This window comes from Bacillus sp. MAG717A (assembly GCF_036884855.1).
Lineage (GTDB): Bacteria > Bacillota > Bacilli > Bacillales > Bacillaceae > Bacillus > Bacillus safensis.
Genome location: NZ_CP145733.1, coordinates 540,149 through 561,476 on the forward strand (window position 1 = coordinate 540,149; position 21,328 = coordinate 561,476).

The following is a 21,328-nucleotide window of genomic DNA, read 5'->3' on the forward strand; positions in this document are numbered from 1 at the left end:
GATATGGTCATTAGCTTGCTGCTTTTTCTTCTTGTTTTGCTTTTTGAATGCGTCCCTCTTTTTGATACACAATGGAAGCTCCTTCAAAGCTCTTCACAAAAGCGACAGTGGCTTCTAAATCCTCTAGACCTGTTTCAGGATTTTTCCCCAGCCGTCCTATCGGTGCATATTTACTGCCAGTTGCAGTTGCCATAAAATTATTCACCGTGAGTGTATACGTTTGATCGAGCGCAACGGCTGAACCATCTGGAAGCTTTAAATCGACTACTTTATATGTTACCGGATCATAGGAATATGAAAAGCCCGAAATGCTATAATCTGGTCCAAATTGAGGAGAAATTTGCGCTTCAATGATCTCAGCCAAGTCTTTCCCCTTAATCTCAAGTTTAACTAAAACGTTGCCAAAGGGCTGAATATTAAACAGATCTCCCCACGTAATCGGCCCTTTTTCAAGGTTTTGCCTGATCCCGCCGCCATTCATCATGGCAAAATCACTTTTCATAGAATATCTCATACCATCGGCAATCAAATTACCGAGCGGCGTGTCTCCATCATTTGAATAGCCGCCTTCCATTTTGACACCCGCTTCTCCAACTACCTCACTAATAATCGGCTCAACTTCTTTCCCATAATGAGCCAAGATGCCGGCTGCTTCCTTGTCCTTTTCAATACCAGACTGGTCTACATACTGGATATTTGCACTCTTTTTGACAATATTCTTTGTTTTGCGGTCAAGTGTTACATTGACTTCGCCAATGGCCTTCCCATATTCAAAGGCTTGAACAATTAATTTCCCATTGACCTCTCCGTTTACGACTTCGTGATTATGCCCTGCAAAGATGACATCAATTTCATCATCGCCTTCTTTGGCAAGCTTCGCACTCTCTCCAGTGATGGTATCTCCATTTTGCGAGGCTGTCATATGAGCTAAAACCGCAATGGCCTTGATCCCTTTTTGTTTTAATTCCTTCGCGGCTTCATTTACGGCTTTAACTTCATCTGTAAACTGAATGTCTTTAATTCCTTCTGGCATGACCATTCCTGCGGCTGATTTTGTCACAACACCGATAAATGCTACAGGGATTCCTTCGACATCCATGATTTCATATGCAGGTAAAAGTGGTTTACCTGTATCCTTGTATTCACAGTTTGCACAAACGAGCGGAAAATTCTGCCCGTCATATCCCTTTGTGCCTTTAGGATGATCTCCGCCATTTATGATACGTAATAGCTCGTCCATCCCTTCATCAAATTCATGGTTGCCGACCGTGCCAACATCAAAGCCAATGTTCTCCATGAGTTCAACTGTTGGTTCATCTTGCAGAAGAGAAGAAATTGGAGAGCTGCCGCCAATCATATCTCCAGCATGGACTGTGATCGTATTTTTGTTTGCTGCTTGTTTTTGTTTCATATAAGCCGCCACATAATCCATCCGACCGTACGTTCCTTTATTGCCATCACCTTTCAGATCCAATTCGTATTGTTGATCAATTTTTCCGTGTAAATCATTCATGCTTAAAATGGTTAATGGGACTTCCCCAGCTTCCTCTGCCGGCTGATAGCCAGCCTGTTCTGCTTCTTCTTTTGAAGCAAAAAAGATGCGTTTATCTACAGCGATTTCTTTCCAGCTGTCAGGCGATACGTACGTTTTCGCTGATGAATCACCGACGTAGCGTGTCAGTCCTTTTTTCTGTTCACGTGCTCTAAATTCAAACGGCTGTTCCAGCAACGGATCCGCTTCATTCCAAATGCCCAGCCCTTTTTCTTTCGCCTCTTTTACAGCTTTTTGGAACGTCTGATAGTCCTTTTCATCTCCAACCGGCCAGATGAAATACGTAGGGGCATATCCTTTTTTCACAAGCTCTAAATTCGTATTAACCCCTTTTTTGGTTTTCACTTGAGCTAAAAGACGTCCATAGCCGTCCTTCGCTTCTGGACCAATCTTTAATGTGACTTTTTCTCCGCTTGAAAGAAGTGTGTTTAAATAGTCCGCCGCCTTCTGTCCAAAACGCAGCTGATTTTGATCTAATTCATTTTTGGGCTTATGGTACGTTTCCGGCGTGTCCATATTCACAAAGCGCACCTTTGTTGTACCAAGCACGGGCTTCTTTAAATGAATCGTATCTCCATCCACCACCCGGTCAACCGTTGCCTCGTATTCTTTCTTGATTTTTGGCGGCTTTGGCTGGCGTTTCAGCAGGCTGACATCACCCTTGTGTCGTGGAAGCACCTGCAGCGTATCATACCTGCTTAACACTCCTGTAAACTCATACCATTTCCCTGTCTTCACTTCATCAATGGCACTTGTATCCACCATCACTCTAAGGATGGTACTGTGATATTTTTTATCAATGATCACCACATTGTATCCACCGCCAGCCGGCTGCTCTGGTTTTGATTCAACATAGCCTTTGACCTTCACAAGTTTTCCTTCATGTTTACGTGCCTGATCCGTTTCTAGTTGTTTCACGGAGACTCGCTTCGGTTTTGGCAAGGTTTGATTCACACCATCGATCTTCAGGCGGTCTCTATCCGGCACAACTTCAATCAGTCCTTTATAAGACGTGATCTTCCCCGATACTGTCACCTTCATGCCCGCTTTTAGTTCTGGGTAGTTGTCAGGCTGTGCTGAATATATATTGATTCCAGCTGATTTGTCTTGAATGTACGTTGACAGTTTCCCATTGCCTATAGCAGATTGATCTGCTGTCACAATTCCGCTTACCGTCACTGTCTCTCCGATTAGCTGACGGGCTTTCTTGATTTTCATTGGCTTCTTTTGGTTCCATACCGTTTCCTTCTTTTCAGACGCACTGGCTTGTTCTGCTGTGATCATGCCAGGCAGTAAAGATTGCAGACTAAAGATCACCAAAATCAAACAGCAGATCATTCGAATGGATCGAACACGTTTCATTAAACATCTCCCCTTCTGAGCTTCATCTCTCATAGTGTACTAAGTAAATATTGATGGTAGATGGATTTCTTGTAAATCTTATGTCTGCTAGCTCATTGAAAACGTAATAATCACCCGTGTCCCCTCAAAGCTTTTGCTTTCAAAACGAATGCTGCCGCCATGGCTTTCAATGATTTTAATCGTCATCATTAAACCAAGGCCAGTCCCTTTTTCTTTCGTTGTATAAAAAGGTTCACCCAGTTTCCCTATTTCGTCTTCTGGTATGCCCTTTCCTTGGTCTTCAAAGATCAGCATCATCTGATTATGTTCCAATACGGATGTGACCTGAATGACACCTGTCACACCATCCATCGCTTCAATACCGTTTTTAAGAATGTTTAAGAAAACTTGTTTCAGCTCATTCGGTATACCTTGAATGTTTGGCAGCGACGGAGACAAATTCTTTTGAATAGACACGCCTTTTAAAACCGCCTGTGATTCAACGACCATGATCACTTCTTCGAGCAGAAGATTGACTTGTACCGGCTCAAATTTCACCGATTTGCTTCTAGAGAGCACAAGGAATTCATTAATAATGGCTTCAAGCCGATTAAATTCAGACATCATCACATCTGCATAATCCTTCTGATATTTCTTACTTTGAATCATCAGCTGTAAAAATCCCTTTAATGACGTCAGCGGGTTCCTTATCTCATGGGCGATGCCGGCTGCAAGCTGACCAACCGCGGACAGCATCTCTGACTTCATCAGCATCTTCTCTGACTGCTTTTGATTCGTAATGTCCTCTGAAATCCGCATCACGGTAGACTGCATTTTGTCAGGATCATCAATTCGATGTAAAGAGACCCTCTCCCATCGTTCACGGCCTGATAAATCCTGAAAGTACAGCTCACCTGTCCAGCTGCCTTCTTTTAAACAAACGTCCCATTGCTTTTCTAAATCATCACATTGACACAGCGAATGGTAGACAGAAAAGATATCTTTTCCGATCAGATCATATTCATGCTGCTGTACAAACTGGCAAAAACGCTGATTCACGCATTGGATGACCCCTTCCTCAGTTGCAACAACAATATGGATATGGCTGTTATCCAGTGCTGTTACCGCTAGATGGAGTGACTGTTTAATTTTTGTCATTTCCGTCATTTTAATCCACGTCATCACCGCTCCCTCATGATTTTGGTCAAGGATAGGTGTGATGTGAACAGTGAATTGTTCTCCTTCATTCGTTTCAATTTCTCGTTCGATGACGCGCTTGTCCGAGATAACAGATTGTATGTCATGATAGAGCGTTTCCTTCGTAAGCTTCTTAGCCATCGACTGAAAGGATTGCTGGTGCCTTATTTGAGCTGAAGTAAATAAAGAGGCAGCTGTAGGAGTGTAATAGCGAATATTCATGTCCCGGTCCACAAACAACGTCGCAAGCTCCGGCTTGACAGAAGGTTTATACAGTTCTTCCCTTGTTACCCTTAAGTTGTTTATGATATTAATAAAATGTTCGTGTTTTTTCTCAAGCTCCGCTATTTGCGTGTTTTTCGCTTTTAATTGAGCCCTTGCCTCCTGCTCTTTTTGTTTGACTTCATTGAGTTCATTTTCTAAATCGACAATACGCTGTTGATAGACTGAATTCTGATCTGGCATCCCTTTTTCCCTGCTGTTCTTTTGATTTTTTTCTCTCTCATTCATTCGAATGAGAATGACGTATACCCCTTTAAAACGGCGATCAAAACTCTTTACAATAAAATCCGCATACTGCTTTTTTCCTTTTTCCGAAATGAGAACATGCTGAAACACAACCTCTGTCTCGTCAGTCCACACCTTTTGAAAGGTTTGACTCAACATCTCTTTCAAATAATCAGGTGTCACATATTCACATGATTGATCTGACACTTCTGTACGGTCTAAGAAAGAATAGGCCCCATTTGACATCGCAAGAATTTTGTCACAATCATTGATCACCATGCATGCGTCATATTCTTCGCTCACTTCTTGCATATATTGTGCAGCTCGCTTTTTTAACTCGGCATCACGAGCATCATGTACCCAAGGGACACTAGATGCAGGAACATTTGAATAGGTGTAAATGTTCCACTTCTCATTAAACAATTGAAACAATCGAGGAATATTGTGGACAGTTTCATTTGGCCCTAAGATTAACACCCCTTGATCTTTTAAAGCATATTGGAATCGGGATAATACTCGTTTTTGTACTTCTGGCTCAAAGTACATCAGAACATTTCGGCAACTGATAAAATCGAGGTGGATAAAAGGTGAATCTATCAATAAATTGTGAGGAGCAAAAACAATATATTTTCTAAGCGACTGCTTCACAATAAAAGCGTCACCTTTTTTTTCGAAATATCGCGCCCGCCATTTTTCCGGTATGCTTGCCATAGACTCTCTCGAGTAAAGACCTTTACTAGCTATTTGAATGGCTTTTCGGTTGATATCTGTCGCAAAGACTTGAAGTTCAATGGACACATCTCTTCGCTTCATTTCTTCTAAAAATAAAATCGTAAAAGAATAAGCTTCTTCCCCTGTCGAACATCCCGCAATCCAAATTCGGCATCGAGATTTCCCGTTGTTCATCGAATGGTTAATGATTGACGGTATGATCTTTTGTTCACAAACTCGAAAAGCCTCCATATCTCTAAAGAAAGTAGTTGTGCCGCTTAAAAGTTGGGCGTGCAGGCGATCAAGCTCATCTGGTTCTCTTTCTAATAAACGATCGTACTCTGATAATAATGACATCGGTTGATTTGCAATGCGCATACGTTTTTGAATAACAGAAAGCAGCCTTTTCTTTTCATAGGTTGAAAAGGCAATCCCTTTATACATTTCAAGACGTTCAATGATTCTTAGTAAAGCTGGATCCGTCTCATCAGCATGCGGGATATTGATAATTTCGGCCATATAAGCTGCAAGGATGGATGGGTTTTTAAATGTGTGATGATACATGCTGTCAAAACCACTCTCTACCTCACTGCACGATAAGGCTGTGCCGCCTTGCTCAACCAACTGAAGCAATCCACTCCCTACACAATGACCTTTTTGAAAAAAGATCGCAAACGCCTCTTCCTTTTGAACTCTGGCTAGTGACTTAAAAAGCGAGTCGACAGAGCATGCCTTGTTTGTTGGCAGCTGCTCAGATACATGAAGCCGATGATCTTCTGTTAACGTCACAGCTGCATGCTGCGGACAAAAATAGATGGTCTTCTTCGTGACTTTCTCACCATGTTTAATCGTTTTTGCCCGGTAGCCAATCGGTAAAACAAGTGCTTCCAAATCTGTTATACAATCGCCTGTCACATGATTTTGCACAACAATAAAAGAGGCATTTAATTCATGTGGTAACGATTGAAAAAAAGCCTCAAGATGATGCTGTTCATACGGCGAAACACCGATGCCGATCACTGGTGCCTGCACATGTTCGTCTTCTATCAAACGATTAATGATTTTGTCCTGCATCTGGTACCCCCATGTTCATTCGTCTGATACTTTTTTTCGACAAAAAGAAAGAAAACCCTCTAATTGTAAATAATGTTTTTTGCATGAAAACATGAAAACATCCTCACATTAAAACAGATTGTATAAACAGAAGGAGGAATCTCAATGCAAAACGATCAGCAGCCAATGTTTCAAGGAAGTGCTCAGCAGCCTGAGCTCAACCACGGCGGGCATGAGTTATTCGATTTACATGAAATTTTAGCCGGCACAATTAATATTTTGGATCAATATATGATCCTGCGGCAGTTTATTCAAGATCCTGCATTATCCGACATCCTGGATCGACAATATCAATTCGTTTTATCCCAGTACAATGTCACTGTAGATTGTTTTTCTACCGGACAAAAGCCTAGTGAAGAAACCGCTACTTATATGATGAAAGAACACACACAAGTGACATACGGAATCAAGCCTTCTCAGCCTAAGAAGCCGAACCAGTCATTACAGGATGTAAAAGACTTAGGCATCACAGGACATATGCTCAGCCTAGTCAAATCACACGCTGGGTTACTTTCGATGTCAGCATTAGAAGTAACAAACCCTGTTGTCCGACGTGTGCTTGCTGCGCAAATTCCGAACTTTATCGAAATGGCCTATGAAATTTTCTTGTATCAAAACAAGCATGGCTACTATCAAGTTCCTCAGCTTTCCAAACAAGACATGACAGCCATGACTTCAGCTTTTGCACCGCTTCAGGGCCAAGTTCAAATGCCTCCTAGCAAGGCCGATCAACAAAAGCCTCTGCATTAAAAAAACGGCTGACCCCCTTTGCTGGTCAGCCGTTTTTTCTTTGATACATCACTTTAAACTGTTCTTCAAAATCTGTGAGCCTCTCCCCCGTCGCCTGTTCAAAGCCGGTAGCAAATTGGCCCGTTTTCGCAGTTTCCTCCATGATCTCATGTATGACATCTCGTCCGTAAAGCTGCACCAGCTCATAGATCATATAATAGCTTTGTAAATAGACATCAGTCTCATACGTCACCCGGGAGTCCTGCCAGTCTTGATCAGAATGAAGAGATTGAAAAGGAATCACGTCGAACCTTTCAGAAGTAGCATTTAACACGTCATAGGCCGTCCATTCTGCTGTTCCTTCGTGGAACCAAAGCGGAAAAATGCCTGGAGACACTTCATATGAATGGACCTTTTCATAGAAAACAAAATGAGCATACTCATGAATAAACAACGTATTGAAAAAGTATAAAGGCAGTGTCTCTTTCTTCAATAATGCTTCCCGCTTATCTGGATATAACCCAATCATTTGATCATGATCAGAGTAAAATCCCGTAATATGCTTGATTCCAGCCATTTGTTCGATCGTCTCTTTATCATCAAAATAGATAACGTCTAAAGGTCTGTCAGCTTCAAACTGAAACACTGACGCTGTCCTCTTCTCTGCCTGTTTCATGGCCTCTATTGTCAGATCAACAAAAGCGTCCTCTTCCTCTGCATAGTAGATTCGAATATGTTCATAGACTTGCTTATTGAGTCCCTCCGTTATAATCGTTTTAGGAGAAGACTGCTGCTCTAAATATTGTCCTGTCAGCTGAAACGCAACATAAATCAAGTACGCGGAGAAAGCATAAAAAATCAGACCTGCTGCAATCATTCCACCTACAAGTTTTTTATGAATCAATGACGGCTTGGCTTTCATTTGCTCCCCACCTGAATTCATCCTGCACCCTCTTTCTCTTTCTATGAAGAAACAAAGATCAACAAGAGGTGATATATTTTTTACTTTATGCAGTCAGGTGCGCGAGGTGCGATTTCAAACAAAAAAGCCGCATATGACATACGGCTTTTGTCGTAGCTATTTTGATTCAGGGAAGACACGTCTAATCGTTTCAGTAAATTCATCGAAAAATCCTGAAATTGGCTCTCCGCTTCTAATACGTTTTCCGTACCCTTGCATACGATCAACAAAGTCTGGATTAGCAGATACATACACGTTGTCAATTTGTTGATCAGTTGATTTGACTTTGTCTGAAATTTTCTTTTTCAGATCGTCCGTCACATCGCCACTTTTATTGCCTTCAAGCACAACAGCAACAAATGCATTTTTTCCTGTGACAAGCACGTTCGCTGTTTTCACTTCAGACATATTGGCTACAAGTTCTGACGCCTTATCTGCCTCTTTGACCTTCTGAGGTGTTTGAACATCTGGCTGATCCTGTCTCATGTTGTCATTCTTATATGTGACATTTTCATACTGCCTTTTCATTGTTCCTCTTCGCTCATCGCCCTGATTGTTCATTCCACACCCAGCGGTGATTAATGTTGGCACAAGCAGTAAAGATAGCATCCATTTCTTCTTCATCAATTATTCCCTCCTTTTGATCATAGGTTTTTCATCCAGCCGGCTTTTTATGCACACATCCTCTTTTTTGCAAAATGAATTCATAATTCAGCTGGGTTTGGTCATCCTAAACATGATGAAGGATCATCACGATCAAATGGAGGGATTCGTTTGTTTAAAAAAAGAAAAGGTATGAGCACTGGTGCAATGATCGCAGTATCCACAGCCATCATTGCATTATTCTCCCCGGTTTTACGAAGAAGGCTGAAAAGCATGACACAAATGAATATGTCTTCAATGATGAAAGGTACAAGCCATCAACACCAAGACTCATCTCGCCATGAGTCACACTCACAAAAAGCATCAAAAAGTACAGGTGAAGTTGGACAAATGATCAAGCAGGCATTCACCGCTGTCCAGCCAAATCAAACGAACCAACACCAATCACCATCAAGAACCCATCAGCCAAGAGAGTCTTATGCGCAATCTCTTCACATTGATGAAAATGTGATGAATGTGATGGATGATGAATCAATACAGCAAGTCATCAATGACATTGAACACAAATAATAAAACAGGAGCCTTCATAAAAAGAGGCTCCTGTTTTATTCTCCAGAAAAATGTTCTTTGACCATGAGACAAAAGGAAGGTAGAAATATGATTTCGATGGTTGTGAGGAAGTCGTCATGATGCTCTAATATCAGCAAAAGCTCCTTTTCTTCCTTCATATCTTTTTTTATCTCTACATGCTGCACAGTTTTAAAATCATATATGCCTAAAACGGATTCGGTCTTTTTTCGAACGACCTTTAAGGTAAATTCCTTCATAGCAAGCGACATGTTCACAACAAATCGCTCCTCCTGATTCTCGAACCGAAACGTCAAATCTTGATATTCAATCGGCATTTCTTTTTCAAATCCGGCATCTGGCATTTTTTCAAAAAAAGAAAGCCAGTCCGTTTGATCTGGAAAGCGTTTTCCTCTCATTTTCTTCAATTCCTCATCATTAAAATTTTTATTAATTATCCTTTTTCCCCTTTTCTTTTGCAACAAATTTTAGTAATTTTAAAAAGGTGATTCTATTTTGCTAAGAGACCTCTTTATTAATTTAACAATTCTTGTCACTTTCCATTATTTATTTATGCTTGTGTTTAAAGAGAATTTTCTGAAGAAAGAAGATACCTTGCTCAGACAGCTATGCAAAGGCATGCTTTCTGGGTTACTAGGTGTCCTTTTAATGTTCTTCTCTATTAAAATAGGACCAGCGATCGTCGATTTAAGACATATTCCCCTTATTTTAACGGCCTTTTATGGAGGCATCGTCCAAACAATGATTGCAGCCTTTGTTGTCATCATTGGCCGATTATTAATTGATGCCAACATCGCTTCTTCCATCAATATTTTTTCCATGATGTTTATCGCAACCTCTTCGTTTTTGATTGCTGAGCGTCATATGAATCATGTTGTGAAAATGCTGTTATCCATTACGATTGGTAATGTGATGGCCACAAGCCTTTTTATCTTGATCGTGCATCAGACATCATTTAAACTGCATTTTGCTTATTGGATTTTCTCATATATTGCTGGGTTGTTTAATTTTTATGTCATTGAGCATCAAACAAAAGCATATCAGCTGTTAAATTTGTATAAATTCCAAGCTCATTATGACTTTTTAACAGGTGTTTTAAATAAACGGAAGTTCGATGAGGTATTAAGTGATGCTTTTACTAATAAGTTGAAGCAACCTATCCATCAAATGTCCCTTATTTACCTAGACATCGATTACTTCAAAACCATCAATGATCAATATGGGCATCATGAGGGAGATATCGTTTTAAAAGAAATCGGTACAAGGCTGATTAAAAACACAAGAAGCTCTGATTATATTGGTAGAATTGGCGGTGAAGAATTCGCTGTCCTTCTACCAAATTGTACAATTGAAAAAACATGGCAGATTGCAGAACGCTTACGAAAAAAAATAGCAGATCAGCCGATTTATTTAAAAAATGGCATGTCGATTTACACTACAGTATCAATTGGGTGTGCTTATTCTCATGGAACTGGTGCAGACATCAAACAATTACCGATTATAGCTGATCAGGAGCTCTATAAAGCGAAGGAGTCCGGCAGAAATCAAGTGAGCTTTTCAGAGAGAAAAAAAGCCCATTTGACATAGGCATTTTCCTCAATTTGTTAGCGCTAATTATTTTTAAAAAAGTTTTCGTATAACAGTTGTTTTTTCCCGCAAACACTGGTAAAGTAAAGGTAATTATTTTTGTTCGTATCATCTTTAAGAAGAAAGTTTTGAAAGAGTTTTCGTCTTTGAAGTTTGTGTAAGAGCAAGAATAGTGAATTTAAGCGTTAAGATCGCTTTAGGAGGAAATTTCATGTTAGAAGGTAAAGTAAAATGGTTCAACTCTGAAAAAGGTTTCGGATTCATCGAAGTAGAAGGTCAAGACGATGTATTCGTTCACTTCTCTGCTATCCAAGGCGAAGGCTTCAAAACTTTAGAAGAAGGTCAATCAGTTTCTTTCGAAATCGTTGAAGGTAACCGTGGACCACAAGCTGCTAACGTTAACAAAGCGTAATTTAAGAGCATCTGCTCTTTTAGCACTTTATAGAGTGAAGGAAAACCGCTTGGCTTCTGCCGGCGGTTTTTTTGTGCCATAAAAAAAGAGAACCTGATGAAAGGTTCTCTTTTTTATTTTTCCTTCTGCTTTAGCTTCTGCAAAGCAGAACGATACATATCATCATTCATTTTTGTCTCTGGTTCTTCTTCTTTGACAGGTGGTTCTGGCTGTTTAAACTTTTGAAGCGCCTGTCTATAGAAATCGTCGCCAGACGCAGCATCATCTGTTTGAGAAGGCTCTGACGGTTTTTTTTCAACTTCAGGCTCTACATGTCTCGCCACAGCTTCTGGCTCGCTATGCGGCACGTCAGGCTGATTGGAGACATCTTCTTTGATCTCTTCCTTATCGGCCGATGCGTGTCTGACATTGAACGCTACTAATCCAATAATGACTAGAACAGCAGCTACTAACGCTACAATAATCGTCGCCAAAAGAACCCTCTCCTTATCGCTTAAATGATGCAGTGACTGATGCTACACGTCTTCCTAGTGCTTTTCCGAGTTCAATGCCTTCAGTCGAAATCAATTCATCAGAATCGATCGGACATGTCACACCAGCTCCATAGTAAGAGCCGTATAAAGCATTCTCAGGAACATTACCAGGAAGGCCGACAACAAGCATTCCTTGGTGGAACATTGGGGTAATCAAATTATGCATTGTCATTTCTAAACCGCCGTGTGTTGTAGCAGTTGTACAGAAAACAGCACCGACTTTATCGATTAGTTTTCCTTCTGCCCATAAGTAGCCGAGACGGTCAATCCATGTCTTTAACCCAGAACTAATGGTACCAAAATGACCAGGGCAGCCCCAAATGATCGCATCCATTTGATCGAGCTTGCGAATATCCGCATCTTTCACGTGATCAATGAATACTTCAGCTTGCTCTGTTTCACCTGCGCCTGCTGCAATCGCTTCTGCAAGTGCTTTTGTATGGTCACCTTCACTATCGTATACAACATAAATTTTCATGTACGGTCCCTCCACACTTATCTTGCATCTTGGTTTGCTTCTTTAGGTGCTGGAAGCAATGATATTTCTTGTTTCTTATGCTGCTGATCTTTTCGCTTTTTATCCTTACGAACGTCTCGCAGGAACAAGCTGAGAATGACACCAGCCGCACAGAATAATGTCACCCACATGTAAGCATCATTGATACCCATCACGTTTGAATCAACCTGTGCTTTCGTAAAGAGCTGGGTGGATACATATTTTTGAGCAGCTTCTGCTGTCATGCCCATATGATGCATCACATTCGATACAGCCGCCTGGAATGAATTCATAAAGAACGGGTCCGCTGTATTTGTTTGATCCGCCATATTGGAATAATGGAATGTCGTCCGATTCGTATAAATCGTTGTGATCAAACTCGTACCGATGGAACCACTAATCTGTCTTAATGTATTAGACATCGCTGTACCATGGCTGTTTAAGTGCTGCGGTAATTGGTTCATCCCCGCTGTCATAACTGGCATCATAAGGAGTGACATACCAAATGCACGTACTGCATACATAAGCACAATGTGACTATAGGAAGTATCAATGGTCAGCCTTGTAAACTCATATGTCGTGACAACGGTAATGAGCATCCCCACAATCGCAAGCGGACGAGGTCCAAATTTATCAAACAAGATTCCTGAAATCGGGGACATAATGAGCATCGCAAGTGCCCCTGGAAGCATTAATAACCCAGATTGCAATGCCGTAAACCCAACGAGGTTTTGTAGATAAATCGGAAGTAAGAACATCCCCGTATATAAGGCAACCGTAATAATAATGTTAATGACACTTGATAATGAGAAAATGCTGTATTTAAATACGCGGAAATCAAGCATCGGATTATCAGCTTTCAACTGTTGGAAAATAAAGAGAATGATCGCAATCGCACCAATAATAATCGTAGATAAGACGATCGGATCTGTCCAACCATCACTACCTGCCTCACTCACTCCGTATAGAAGGGAAGCAAAACCGACGATTGAAAGAATCGCACCAAGACTGTCCAGCTTGATTTTTTTAGGCTCTACAATATTTTTAAACATAAAGAAAGCCGCGATAATGACAATCGCACCGATTGGTACAAGTCCATAAAACATAATACGCCAAGAATAATGTTCAATAATATAACCCGATAATGTTGGTCCTACTGCAGGAGCAAACATCATCGCAAGACCAAAAATCCCCATTCCTTTCCCTCTGTTTTCCGGAGGGAAAATAAAAAGGATTGTTGTCATGACGAGCGGCTGTAAGATACCGCCGCCGACAGCCTGAATCAAACGGCCGATGAGCATCGTTGAAAAGTTTGGCGCAATACCGCAAATAAATGTACCTAGTGTAAACGAGATCATAGCCACTAGGAATAAGCTGCGCTGTCCAAAACGTGTGATTAAAAACGCAGACAACGGAATCAGCACACCGTTGACAAGCATGTAGCCTGTTGTCAGCCACTGAATCGTCGTTGCACTCACATTAAATTCTGTCATTAAATGGGGCATAGCTACGTTCAAAAGCGTTTGGTTTAAAATCGCTACGAACAAACCGGCCATTAAAATGATCAGTAAAGACAAGGAGCCTGTTCCCTGTTTTGTCGCTGCAGGTTGATTTGCCATCTCAGACAACCTCCTTTCATTTTTTGATATCAATCATCATTAAGATGAAATTTTGACAGAAGCATTCATACCTGGAAGTACTTTGTCTGATGGATTTTTAATTGAAATTTTCACTGCTACTTTTTGCGTTACTTTTGTATAGTTACCACTTGAATTCGTTGCTGGCAGCATATTGAATGTTGAGTTTGTCGCATAACCAATTTGTTCAACAGTTCCTTCAAATGTTGTATCAGGATCTCCATCTACAACGATGTCGACTTTGTCGCCTTTTTCAATGTTTTTAATATCTGTTTCTTTAATATTTGCTGTGATGTAAAGCTTGCTTAAATCAATTGTTTCACCAAGAACTGTACCAGGCTGCACTTGTTGATTGTTTTGTACTTCTTTTTTGACTAATGTGCCATCAGCCACTGCTTTAATGTTTGTTTTTGTTTGTCCTTCAACTTTTGCAACTGTGCTGTCTTTTTCCACTTCGTCACCTTCGTTGATATCCCAGCCTTTGATTTGTCCAGCTGCTGGTGCTGTAATTTGATACATGTCACCTGTCACTTTTGCCTCGTCTGTTTTAACAAAGTTTGTGCTTTCGTAGTAGTAATAAGCACCTCCGGCAATAATGGCAAGAATCACAATAAGGCCAATAATGTTCGTTAGCAATAAACGCCCTCTGTTCATGTTTTGTTTCTCCTTTCATGTATAAAAATATAGTGTCATCTGCTTTAGCAAACTTAGAATGCCCATCATCTGACAGAATATGAAACAAGCTCAACACTCTGTCCTTTTCCCTTCATCTACTCCCGCCCCTATCATGGTGTGCAGCCCATTTATACTTATTGTTCACTTATGAGCAAAAAGCAGAAAAAGAAGAAAAGACGATCGGCATCTTTTTTGAAAAACTTATATTTAACAAGATTAAATATTAATAAATGAAAATTGAAATGTCAAAGAGAAAGTTTTACTTTTTTTTTGGTGATCCTTTCCTTCTCCACACAAAAAACCTTTCAGCCCTTATGCTGAAAGGTTTTTTTAAATGTGCTCATTATGAATGAACTTCTTCCTGCTGAAAAAATTTTTTTAGTGCGAGAAAAACGTCAGATTTTTGCTTCAAAATATAATGCTTAAATTTCTCATCCTGAATATGCTTGTATGCTGACATTAACGTAGAATGCCGATTGTATTGATTCACTTCACCATAGCAAAATAAATTGGCTTTTTTCATGATCTCAGAAACAAGTTTCACACACCGGGCATTGTCTGAGGTCAAATTGTCACCATCAGAAAAATGAAAAGGATAAATATTATATCGCGACGGCGGGTATCGTTCGTCTATGAGCTCTAGTGCCTTTCGATAGACAGACGAGCAAATGGTCCCCCCGCTCTCACCCCGTGAGAAGAAATGTTCTTCGTCTACCACCTTCGCCTCTGTATGGTGAGCAATAAATTCAATTTCGACTGTCTCATACTTTGTCCGTAAGAAACGTGTCATCCAAAAGAAAAAACTTCTCGCCATATATTTTTCCCAGAGACCCATGCTTCCGCTCGTATCCATCATCGCCAAAACGACGGCTTTCGACTCTGGTTTGGTCACTTCATTCCACGTTTTATACTTGATATCCTCCGGGTAGATGGGATAAAAAGAAGGACTGCCTGTCATCGCATTTCGTTTAAATGCCGACAGCATCGTTCGTTTTTTGTGGATATTTCCAGTTAACCCGGTTTTGCGAATATCGTTAAACTCAATTTGTTCGACAATGATGTCGTCAAGCTCCTTTTGCTTGAGGTTTGGAAGCTCCAGTTCACGAAACAGCGCTTCCTCGAGATCCATTAATGAGACTTCTGCTTCGTAATAATCCTCACCAGCTTGATCTCCAGCGCCCTGCCCCTTTCCTTGGCCCTGCTTACTGTCTGAGCCGTCGCGCGCAACAACATCGCCAACCTCACTGTCTCCATCCCCTTGACCCACATGCTTATTTTTATCGTAGTTATACCGAATTTTATATTCATCTAATGAACGAATCGGAATTTTCACAACATCTTTTCCATTCGACATGATGATGCTTTCTTCTGTAACAAGATCCGGCAAATTATTTTTAATCGCCTCTTTGACTTTTTCCTGATGACGCTGCTGGTCGTCATAGCCTTTTCGATGGAGGGACCAGTCTTCCTGAGACACAATAAACTGACTTTTTTCTTGCCGGGACATCCATCCCCCTCCTCACCTTTTTGCACAATTCTTCTAACCATCGATTCCTTTATCCTATGCTGCTCGTCATCCAAGTTGACGATCATTTCTAAAAAAGACATTACCGGTGCTGATGCGACAATAATGCCTCCTTCTTTTATTAACGATTCAGAAGACTGCCTACATATTTTAAAAGTTCATTTGCACTTGTTGAATTATAGCCATGCTCATCAATCAATCTAGCCACTACTTCATTGACCTTCTTCAGCTGCTGTTCATCAGGTGTCTTCGTCGATGTCGTAATTTTCACCACATCTTTTAGATCGGCAAACAGCTTCTTCTGAATGGCCTCTCTCAATCTCTCATGCGAATTATAATCAAAGCGTTTTCCCTTTCTCGCATAAGCCGAAATACGAATCAGAATTTCTTCTCTAAATGCCTTTTTGGCGTTTTCAGAAATGCCGATCTGCTCCTCAATTGAACGCATGAGCTTTTCATCAGGATTCATTTCTTCACCCGTTAACGGATCACGCAGCTTGTTTTTATTGCAGTAAGCCTCGACATTATCTAAGTAATTATCCATCAGCGTTTTCGCAGACTCCTCATAGGAATACACAAATGCCTTTTGCACTTCCTTCTTCGCAATATCATCATACTCTTTTCGCGCGACTGAAATGAAATTCAAATAACGCTCCCGGTCCTCGCTGGAGATAGATGGATGCTGATCGAGCCCTTCTTTTAAGGAGCGAAGAACATCCAGTGCATTGATCGATTCCATATTCTTTCGAATGATGGTGGATGAAATTCGGTTGATTACATACCGCGGATCAATTCCGCTCATCCCTTCATCATGAAATTCCTTTTTCATCTCATCAATATCGACTGATTGGAAGCCTTCAACACTTTCTCCGTCATACAGACGCATTTTTTTCACCAAATCAATATCAGAACGTTTCGGTTCTTTAAGTCTCGTTAAAATGGAGAACATTGCCGCTACCTTCAACGTATGCGGGGCAATATGCACATCTGAAACATCACTTTCTGAAATCATTTTATGATAAATGCGTTCTTCTTCTGTGACCTTTAAATTATAAGGAATTGGCATCACAATAATTCTTGAATGCAAAGCTTCGTTCTTTTTATTTGAAATAAACGACCTGTACTCGGTTTCATTCGTATGGGCGACGATCAATTCATCTGCACTAATCAAGGCGAATCTTCCTGCCTTAAAATTCCCTTCCTGCGTTAATGACAAGAGGTGCCAGAGAAATTTCTCATCACACTTTAACATCTCCTGAAACTCCATCATCCCTCTGTTTGCTTTATTGAGTTCTCCATCAAAGCGGTACGCACGAGGATCTGACTCTGATCCAAATTCGGCAATGGTTGAAAAATCGATGCTGCCTGTTAAATCGGCAATGTCCTGAGATTTCGGATCAGACGGACTAAAGGTACCAATGCCGGTCCGTTTATCCTCTGAAAAAAAGATCCGCTCGACCCTAACATCCTCAATTCTGCCGCCATATTCCTCTTCCAGTCTCATCATGTTCAGAGGCGACAAATTTCCCTGCACACGAATCCCATATTCTCTATAGAAATCCTCACGCAGATTTTGCGGAATGAGATGTAGCGGATCTTCATGCATAGGGCAGCCTTTGATCGCATAAACTGCGCCATGATCTGTCAGTGAATATTCTTCAAGACCTCTTTTCAATCTAGTGACAAGTGTCGATTTCCCCCCGCTTACTGGTCCCATCAGTAATAAAATACGCTTCCTGACATCTAGCCGCTTTGCAGCAGGGTGAAAATATTCCTCCACTAATCTTTCGAGTGATTCCTCTAATCCAAACAGCTCCTGATCAAAAAATTTGTAGGTTCTGACCCCATTCTCCTCTTCAATCCCGCTGTCTTTAATCATATGATAAACGCGAGAATGAGCAGATTGAGCGACAAGTGGATTTTCCTTAATAATGTCTAAATAATCGCTGAATGTGCCTTCCCATTTGAGACGCTGCTCTTCTTCTCTGTGCTGTTCGATTTTCTTTAAAATATCCATATGAACCTCCTCTTTCAAGATTGAAGCTAGAAATCAGATACTGTTTTACAATCTATGCGGAGGCGTCCTATTACATGCTTTCGTTCTTCAAAATGACGAATTGGCAAACTGAATTGACAACCATCCGCAAGACCCTTCATAATAAAGGAAAAATAGGAGAAAAATGATTTTCTTCTCCTGCTTTTCAAGGTGAACTTCACATCATATGAAACAGGCAGCGAACGGAACAAAGGGATAAGGGGGAGCTTATATGAGAACGGTCATTATGATGGGCGTCATCATTACGTTTTTAGTATCCATTTTCACTGCTGGCTACGAAGGCAAGCCTGGTAAATGAAAAAAAGGATGTTCCTTTTGCGGAACATCCTTTTCATTTTTAACATGTCAAAAAAGGTATGATTAACCTTGTATTTCTTATCTTACATAAAAAAACCGAGATCAGTATCTCGGCTTTTATCATGATTTTATATGAGATCGCGATATTGCTGCTGGCGAAGTGCCTCATATACAAGAATGGCTGCCGTATTCGACAGATTCAGAGAACGAACATGCTCTGTCATCGGTAAACGAAGACAACGGTCCATATTCTGTTCAATCAAATCTTTTGGCAATCCACTTGTCTCTCTGCCAAACACGAAGAAATAGTCTTCATCCAGCTGAGAGTAATCAAATGTCGTATGCGGCTTTTGGCCAAATTTTGTAATATAGAAAAATTGCCCCTTCGGATGAGCCTCAAACAATTCATCAAGTGAATCATGATAGACCACATTGGCATATTTCCAATAATCGAGTCCTGCACGCTTCAGCATTTTGTCATCTGTCGAAAAACCAAGCGGACGAATCAGATGAAGGGTTGTATTTGTTGCTGCACATGTACGCGCAATATTTCCAGTATTAGCTGGAATCTCTGGTTGATATAAAACGACATGAAGTCCCAAAAAAATTCACCTCTAATTTTCTTTTCCGCTCAACATTATACCACTAACTATCCTTCGCGGCATCGTCCAAAATGTGAAAAAACATATATCGAATAGCAGGTGTATAGGCCGTCGAATCCTCGTATGACCAATAACGCATGCGGCAGTCATACGTCTGTGCATTCACAAGAGGCATTCCGCCTTTGTCATGATCAACGACAATGGTTGTATGATTATATCTTCCATCACCTTCAAAATCGTAGCAAATGACATCTCCAATTTGAAGCTCGTGCGCTTCTTTGAGTTTCTTTGCTCTCAAACCCGCTTTTGAATTCGCTAAATAATTTTTCATCGCATGAGCCACCGTCCAGCTATAGCTCCACGTATGCGGACGCACCCACCAGCCAGTCCCGCGGTTCGGATATCCTCTCGTTGGCGCATTCCCTGCTTTCAAACATTGTGAAATAAAATTTGTACAGTTATCTTCAAAGTTTTTATAGGCTGGATTCCGTTTATTCCAGTATGTCTCCGCATACTGTACGGCTGCCCGCCGGTCATAATGAAAGGCTCTGCCGAATTGTTCTTCGGTCTGAAGGCGCTCATCCATCTGCTCTTCTCTTTGCCGCTCTTCTAGCATCATCCGATCTTTGACAAGCATGTTGTTATAAAGGAACGCTTCTCTTTTTTCCACCTGTTCCTCTAAATAAAAAGAATCGTCTACATCCTTGCAGACATATGTGAGATGAGCAAGGTACTGCACATGCTGAGCCCCATCATCTTGAATGGCTGAATCGAGAAGTTTAGTTTTTGCTTTCGCCTTCACAATCTCAACCTGTCTTCTAGCAAAAAGCTCTTTTTTCCGTTCTACTGCTTCCACATCAGACATAAGCTGCGGCTGCTTGATTGCACGGTCATTGATTAAATACGCCAGCCTGTCTTCTAAAGTTTTCTCTAATAATTGTTTCACACAGACACCACCAAACATTTTTTAAAATCTCTGTTTGGTTCATTCTATGTTCACAGGGATGTTATTTAGTATTTAAAGGTGTCTGCAGGAGCTCAATCCCTTTCACAATCTCCTCTTTCGCTTCTTCATCACTTTCTCGCTCAAGGGCCTTTTCCAGCTCTGGGAGCTGCTGATCATCGCCAATTTTGCCAATCGCCCAAGCAGCCGTTCCCCGAATGACCGGTCTTGGGTCCTTGTGCATCAACTCAATTAACACTGGTAAGGCAGATGTATCTTTAAAATGAGCGAGTGCCAAAATTGCATTCCGCTGAATGGGCTTTTTCCCCCTCCATGAACCTGAAACATGACCGTATTTTTCCTTAAACTCACGATTGCTGATCGTCAGAAGCGGCTTTAACAGCGGCTTCGCAATTTCAGGATCCGGCTCCATTTCAGGATGCAGATGAAAGTCTTTTCCTTTATTGATCGGGCAGACAGTTTGGCACGTATCACACCCGTACAATCGATTTCCTATTTTCGAACGAAATTCGTCAGGTAAAAACCCTTTTGTCTGCGTTAAAAATGAAATACACCGCTGAGAATTCAGCTGTCCTGGATTCACAAGCGCACCTGTTGGACAGGAATCCACACATTTATTACATGTTCCGCACTGGTCTTCAATTTTCTCATCCGGTTCAAACGGGACATTTGTGATCATTTCAGCCAAATACACATAGGATCCAAACTCTGGCGTGATAATCATACAGTTCTTTGCACTAAAACCAATGCCAGCACGTTCTGCTACAGCACGATCAGACAATTCTCCTGTATCCACCATTGATTTTGTCCGTATATCGACATGCTTGCTTCGCAAAAATTCCTCGAGCATATCAAGCTTTTTTTTCAGCACGACATGATAATCTGTTCCCCATGAAGCCCGGCAAAAGATCCCCCGTCTCGCATCCTTTGTACTTCGAGGAGCATCTTTCATTTTGGAAGGATACGCGAGCGCTATCGCAACAATTGATTTGGCCTTCGGAAGCAGCAAAGAAGGGTTTGTCCGTTTTTCAATATCAGGCTCTTCAAAGCCTGACAAATACCCTAACGATTCATGTAAGATGAGGCGATCCTTTAATGAATCAAATGTATCGGCGCTTGCAAATCGAATTTTATCGACACCAATTTCTTTCGCATATTGAATCAATTCTTCTTTTAATTCTCCAACATGAATCACCTTGCAAACCTCCTTTCTTTGTTTCTTCTGTTGTTTTCAGTATAATA

Annotated in this window: 18 protein-coding genes; 4 read left to right on the forward strand and 14 right to left on the reverse strand. The window is 41.0% G+C overall.

Going from position 1 to position 21,328, the window contains the following annotated elements; genetic code table 11:
* Positions 1-10 precede the first annotated feature (10 nt).
* Both V6Z54_RS02840 and V6Z54_RS02845 read right to left on the reverse strand, forming a co-directional pair.
* Positions 11-2,914, reverse strand: coding sequence for a 5'-nucleotidase C-terminal domain-containing protein (locus V6Z54_RS02840; protein WP_338527678.1), 2,904 nt, complete (start codon positions 2,912-2,914; stop codon positions 11-13).
* 87 nt (positions 2,915-3,001) lie between these two features.
* The gene (locus V6Z54_RS02845) at positions 3,002-6,382 is read right to left on the reverse strand and encodes a CheR family methyltransferase (protein ID WP_338527679.1); all 3,381 of its coding nucleotides are present in this window, start codon (positions 6,380-6,382) and stop codon (positions 3,002-3,004) included.
* A gap of 144 nt (positions 6,383-6,526) precedes the next feature.
* Between V6Z54_RS02845 and V6Z54_RS02850 the strand changes: the two genes are divergently transcribed.
* On the forward strand, positions 6,527-7,171 hold the full coding sequence (locus V6Z54_RS02850) for a spore coat protein (protein ID WP_041089559.1): 645 nt from the start codon (positions 6,527-6,529) through the stop codon (positions 7,169-7,171).
* Positions 7,172-7,196: 25 nt separating this feature from the next.
* Here the strand turns inward: V6Z54_RS02850 and V6Z54_RS02855 are convergent, their stop codons facing one another.
* Positions 7,197-8,072, reverse strand: coding sequence for a hypothetical protein (locus V6Z54_RS02855; protein WP_041089919.1), 876 nt, complete (start codon positions 8,070-8,072; stop codon positions 7,197-7,199).
* 156 nt (positions 8,073-8,228) lie between these two features.
* A complete protein-coding gene (locus V6Z54_RS02860) occupies positions 8,229-8,735 on the reverse strand; it encodes a YhcN/YlaJ family sporulation lipoprotein (protein ID WP_041089557.1) in 507 nt (168 codons plus the stop codon).
* Positions 8,736-8,885: 150 nt separating this feature from the next.
* On the opposite strand from V6Z54_RS02860, the gene V6Z54_RS02865 reads away from it, so the two are divergent.
* A complete protein-coding gene (locus V6Z54_RS02865; protein WP_041089555.1) occupies positions 8,886-9,284 on the forward strand; it encodes a hypothetical protein in 399 nt (132 codons plus the stop codon).
* Between the two features lie 35 nt (positions 9,285-9,319).
* On the opposite strand, the gene V6Z54_RS02870 is transcribed toward V6Z54_RS02865, so the two are convergent.
* Positions 9,320-9,700, reverse strand: coding sequence for a hypothetical protein (locus V6Z54_RS02870; protein ID WP_041089553.1), 381 nt, complete (start codon positions 9,698-9,700; stop codon positions 9,320-9,322).
* Between the two features lie 97 nt (positions 9,701-9,797).
* On the opposite strand from V6Z54_RS02870, the gene V6Z54_RS02875 reads away from it, so the two are divergent.
* Both V6Z54_RS02875 and cspB read left to right on the forward strand, forming a co-directional pair.
* Positions 9,798-10,889 carry a diguanylate cyclase gene (locus V6Z54_RS02875; protein WP_041089551.1) on the forward strand — a complete coding sequence of 364 codons (1,092 nt, stop codon included), beginning with the start codon at positions 9,798-9,800 and terminating at the stop codon, positions 10,887-10,889.
* A gap of 211 nt (positions 10,890-11,100) precedes the next feature.
* Positions 11,101-11,301, forward strand: coding sequence for a cold shock-like protein CspB (gene cspB / locus V6Z54_RS02880; RefSeq protein ID WP_008349061.1), 201 nt, complete (start codon positions 11,101-11,103; stop codon positions 11,299-11,301).
* Positions 11,302-11,414: 113 nt separating this feature from the next.
* Here the strand turns inward: cspB and V6Z54_RS02885 are convergent, their stop codons facing one another.
* From V6Z54_RS02885 to queG, 9 genes are all read right to left on the reverse strand, one after another.
* A complete protein-coding gene (locus tag V6Z54_RS02885) occupies positions 11,415-11,774 on the reverse strand; it encodes a hypothetical protein (protein WP_041089547.1) in 360 nt (119 codons plus the stop codon).
* A 13-nt stretch (positions 11,775-11,787) separates the two neighbouring features.
* Positions 11,788-12,312 (reverse strand): flavodoxin family protein, encoded by a 525-nt coding sequence (locus V6Z54_RS02890; protein WP_024425322.1) that lies wholly within the window; start codon positions 12,310-12,312, stop codon positions 11,788-11,790.
* A gap of 17 nt (positions 12,313-12,329) precedes the next feature.
* Positions 12,330-13,949: a DHA2 family efflux MFS transporter permease subunit gene (locus V6Z54_RS02895; RefSeq protein WP_041089545.1), complete on the reverse strand. Its 1,620-nt coding sequence runs from the start codon at positions 13,947-13,949 to the stop codon at positions 12,330-12,332.
* A gap of 39 nt (positions 13,950-13,988) precedes the next feature.
* On the reverse strand, positions 13,989-14,621 hold the full coding sequence (locus V6Z54_RS02900) for an HlyD family efflux transporter periplasmic adaptor subunit (RefSeq protein ID WP_024425324.1): 633 nt from the start codon (positions 14,619-14,621) through the stop codon (positions 13,989-13,991).
* A 364-nt stretch (positions 14,622-14,985) separates the two neighbouring features.
* Positions 14,986-16,149 (reverse strand): sporulation protein YhbH, encoded by a 1,164-nt coding sequence (yhbH, locus tag V6Z54_RS02905; protein ID WP_041089543.1) that lies wholly within the window; start codon positions 16,147-16,149, stop codon positions 14,986-14,988.
* A 139-nt stretch (positions 16,150-16,288) separates the two neighbouring features.
* Complete coding sequence (locus V6Z54_RS02910; protein WP_024425326.1) at positions 16,289-18,184, reverse strand: PrkA family serine protein kinase; 1,896 nt, start codon at positions 18,182-18,184, stop codon at positions 16,289-16,291.
* 464 nt (positions 18,185-18,648) lie between these two features.
* Entirely contained in the window at positions 18,649-19,122 is a 474-nt protein-coding gene (trmL, locus tag V6Z54_RS02915; protein WP_034282301.1) for a tRNA (uridine(34)/cytosine(34)/5-carboxymethylaminomethyluridine(34)-2'-O)-methyltransferase TrmL, read from the reverse strand.
* 43 nt (positions 19,123-19,165) lie between these two features.
* The gene (locus V6Z54_RS02920) at positions 19,166-20,068 is read right to left on the reverse strand and encodes an amidase domain-containing protein (RefSeq protein WP_041089917.1); all 903 of its coding nucleotides are present in this window, start codon (positions 20,066-20,068) and stop codon (positions 19,166-19,168) included.
* 61 nt (positions 20,069-20,129) lie between these two features.
* On the reverse strand, positions 20,130-21,278 hold the full coding sequence (gene queG, locus V6Z54_RS02925) for a tRNA epoxyqueuosine(34) reductase QueG (protein WP_024427417.1): 1,149 nt from the start codon (positions 21,276-21,278) through the stop codon (positions 20,130-20,132).
* Between the last annotated feature and the right edge of the window lie 50 nt (positions 21,279-21,328).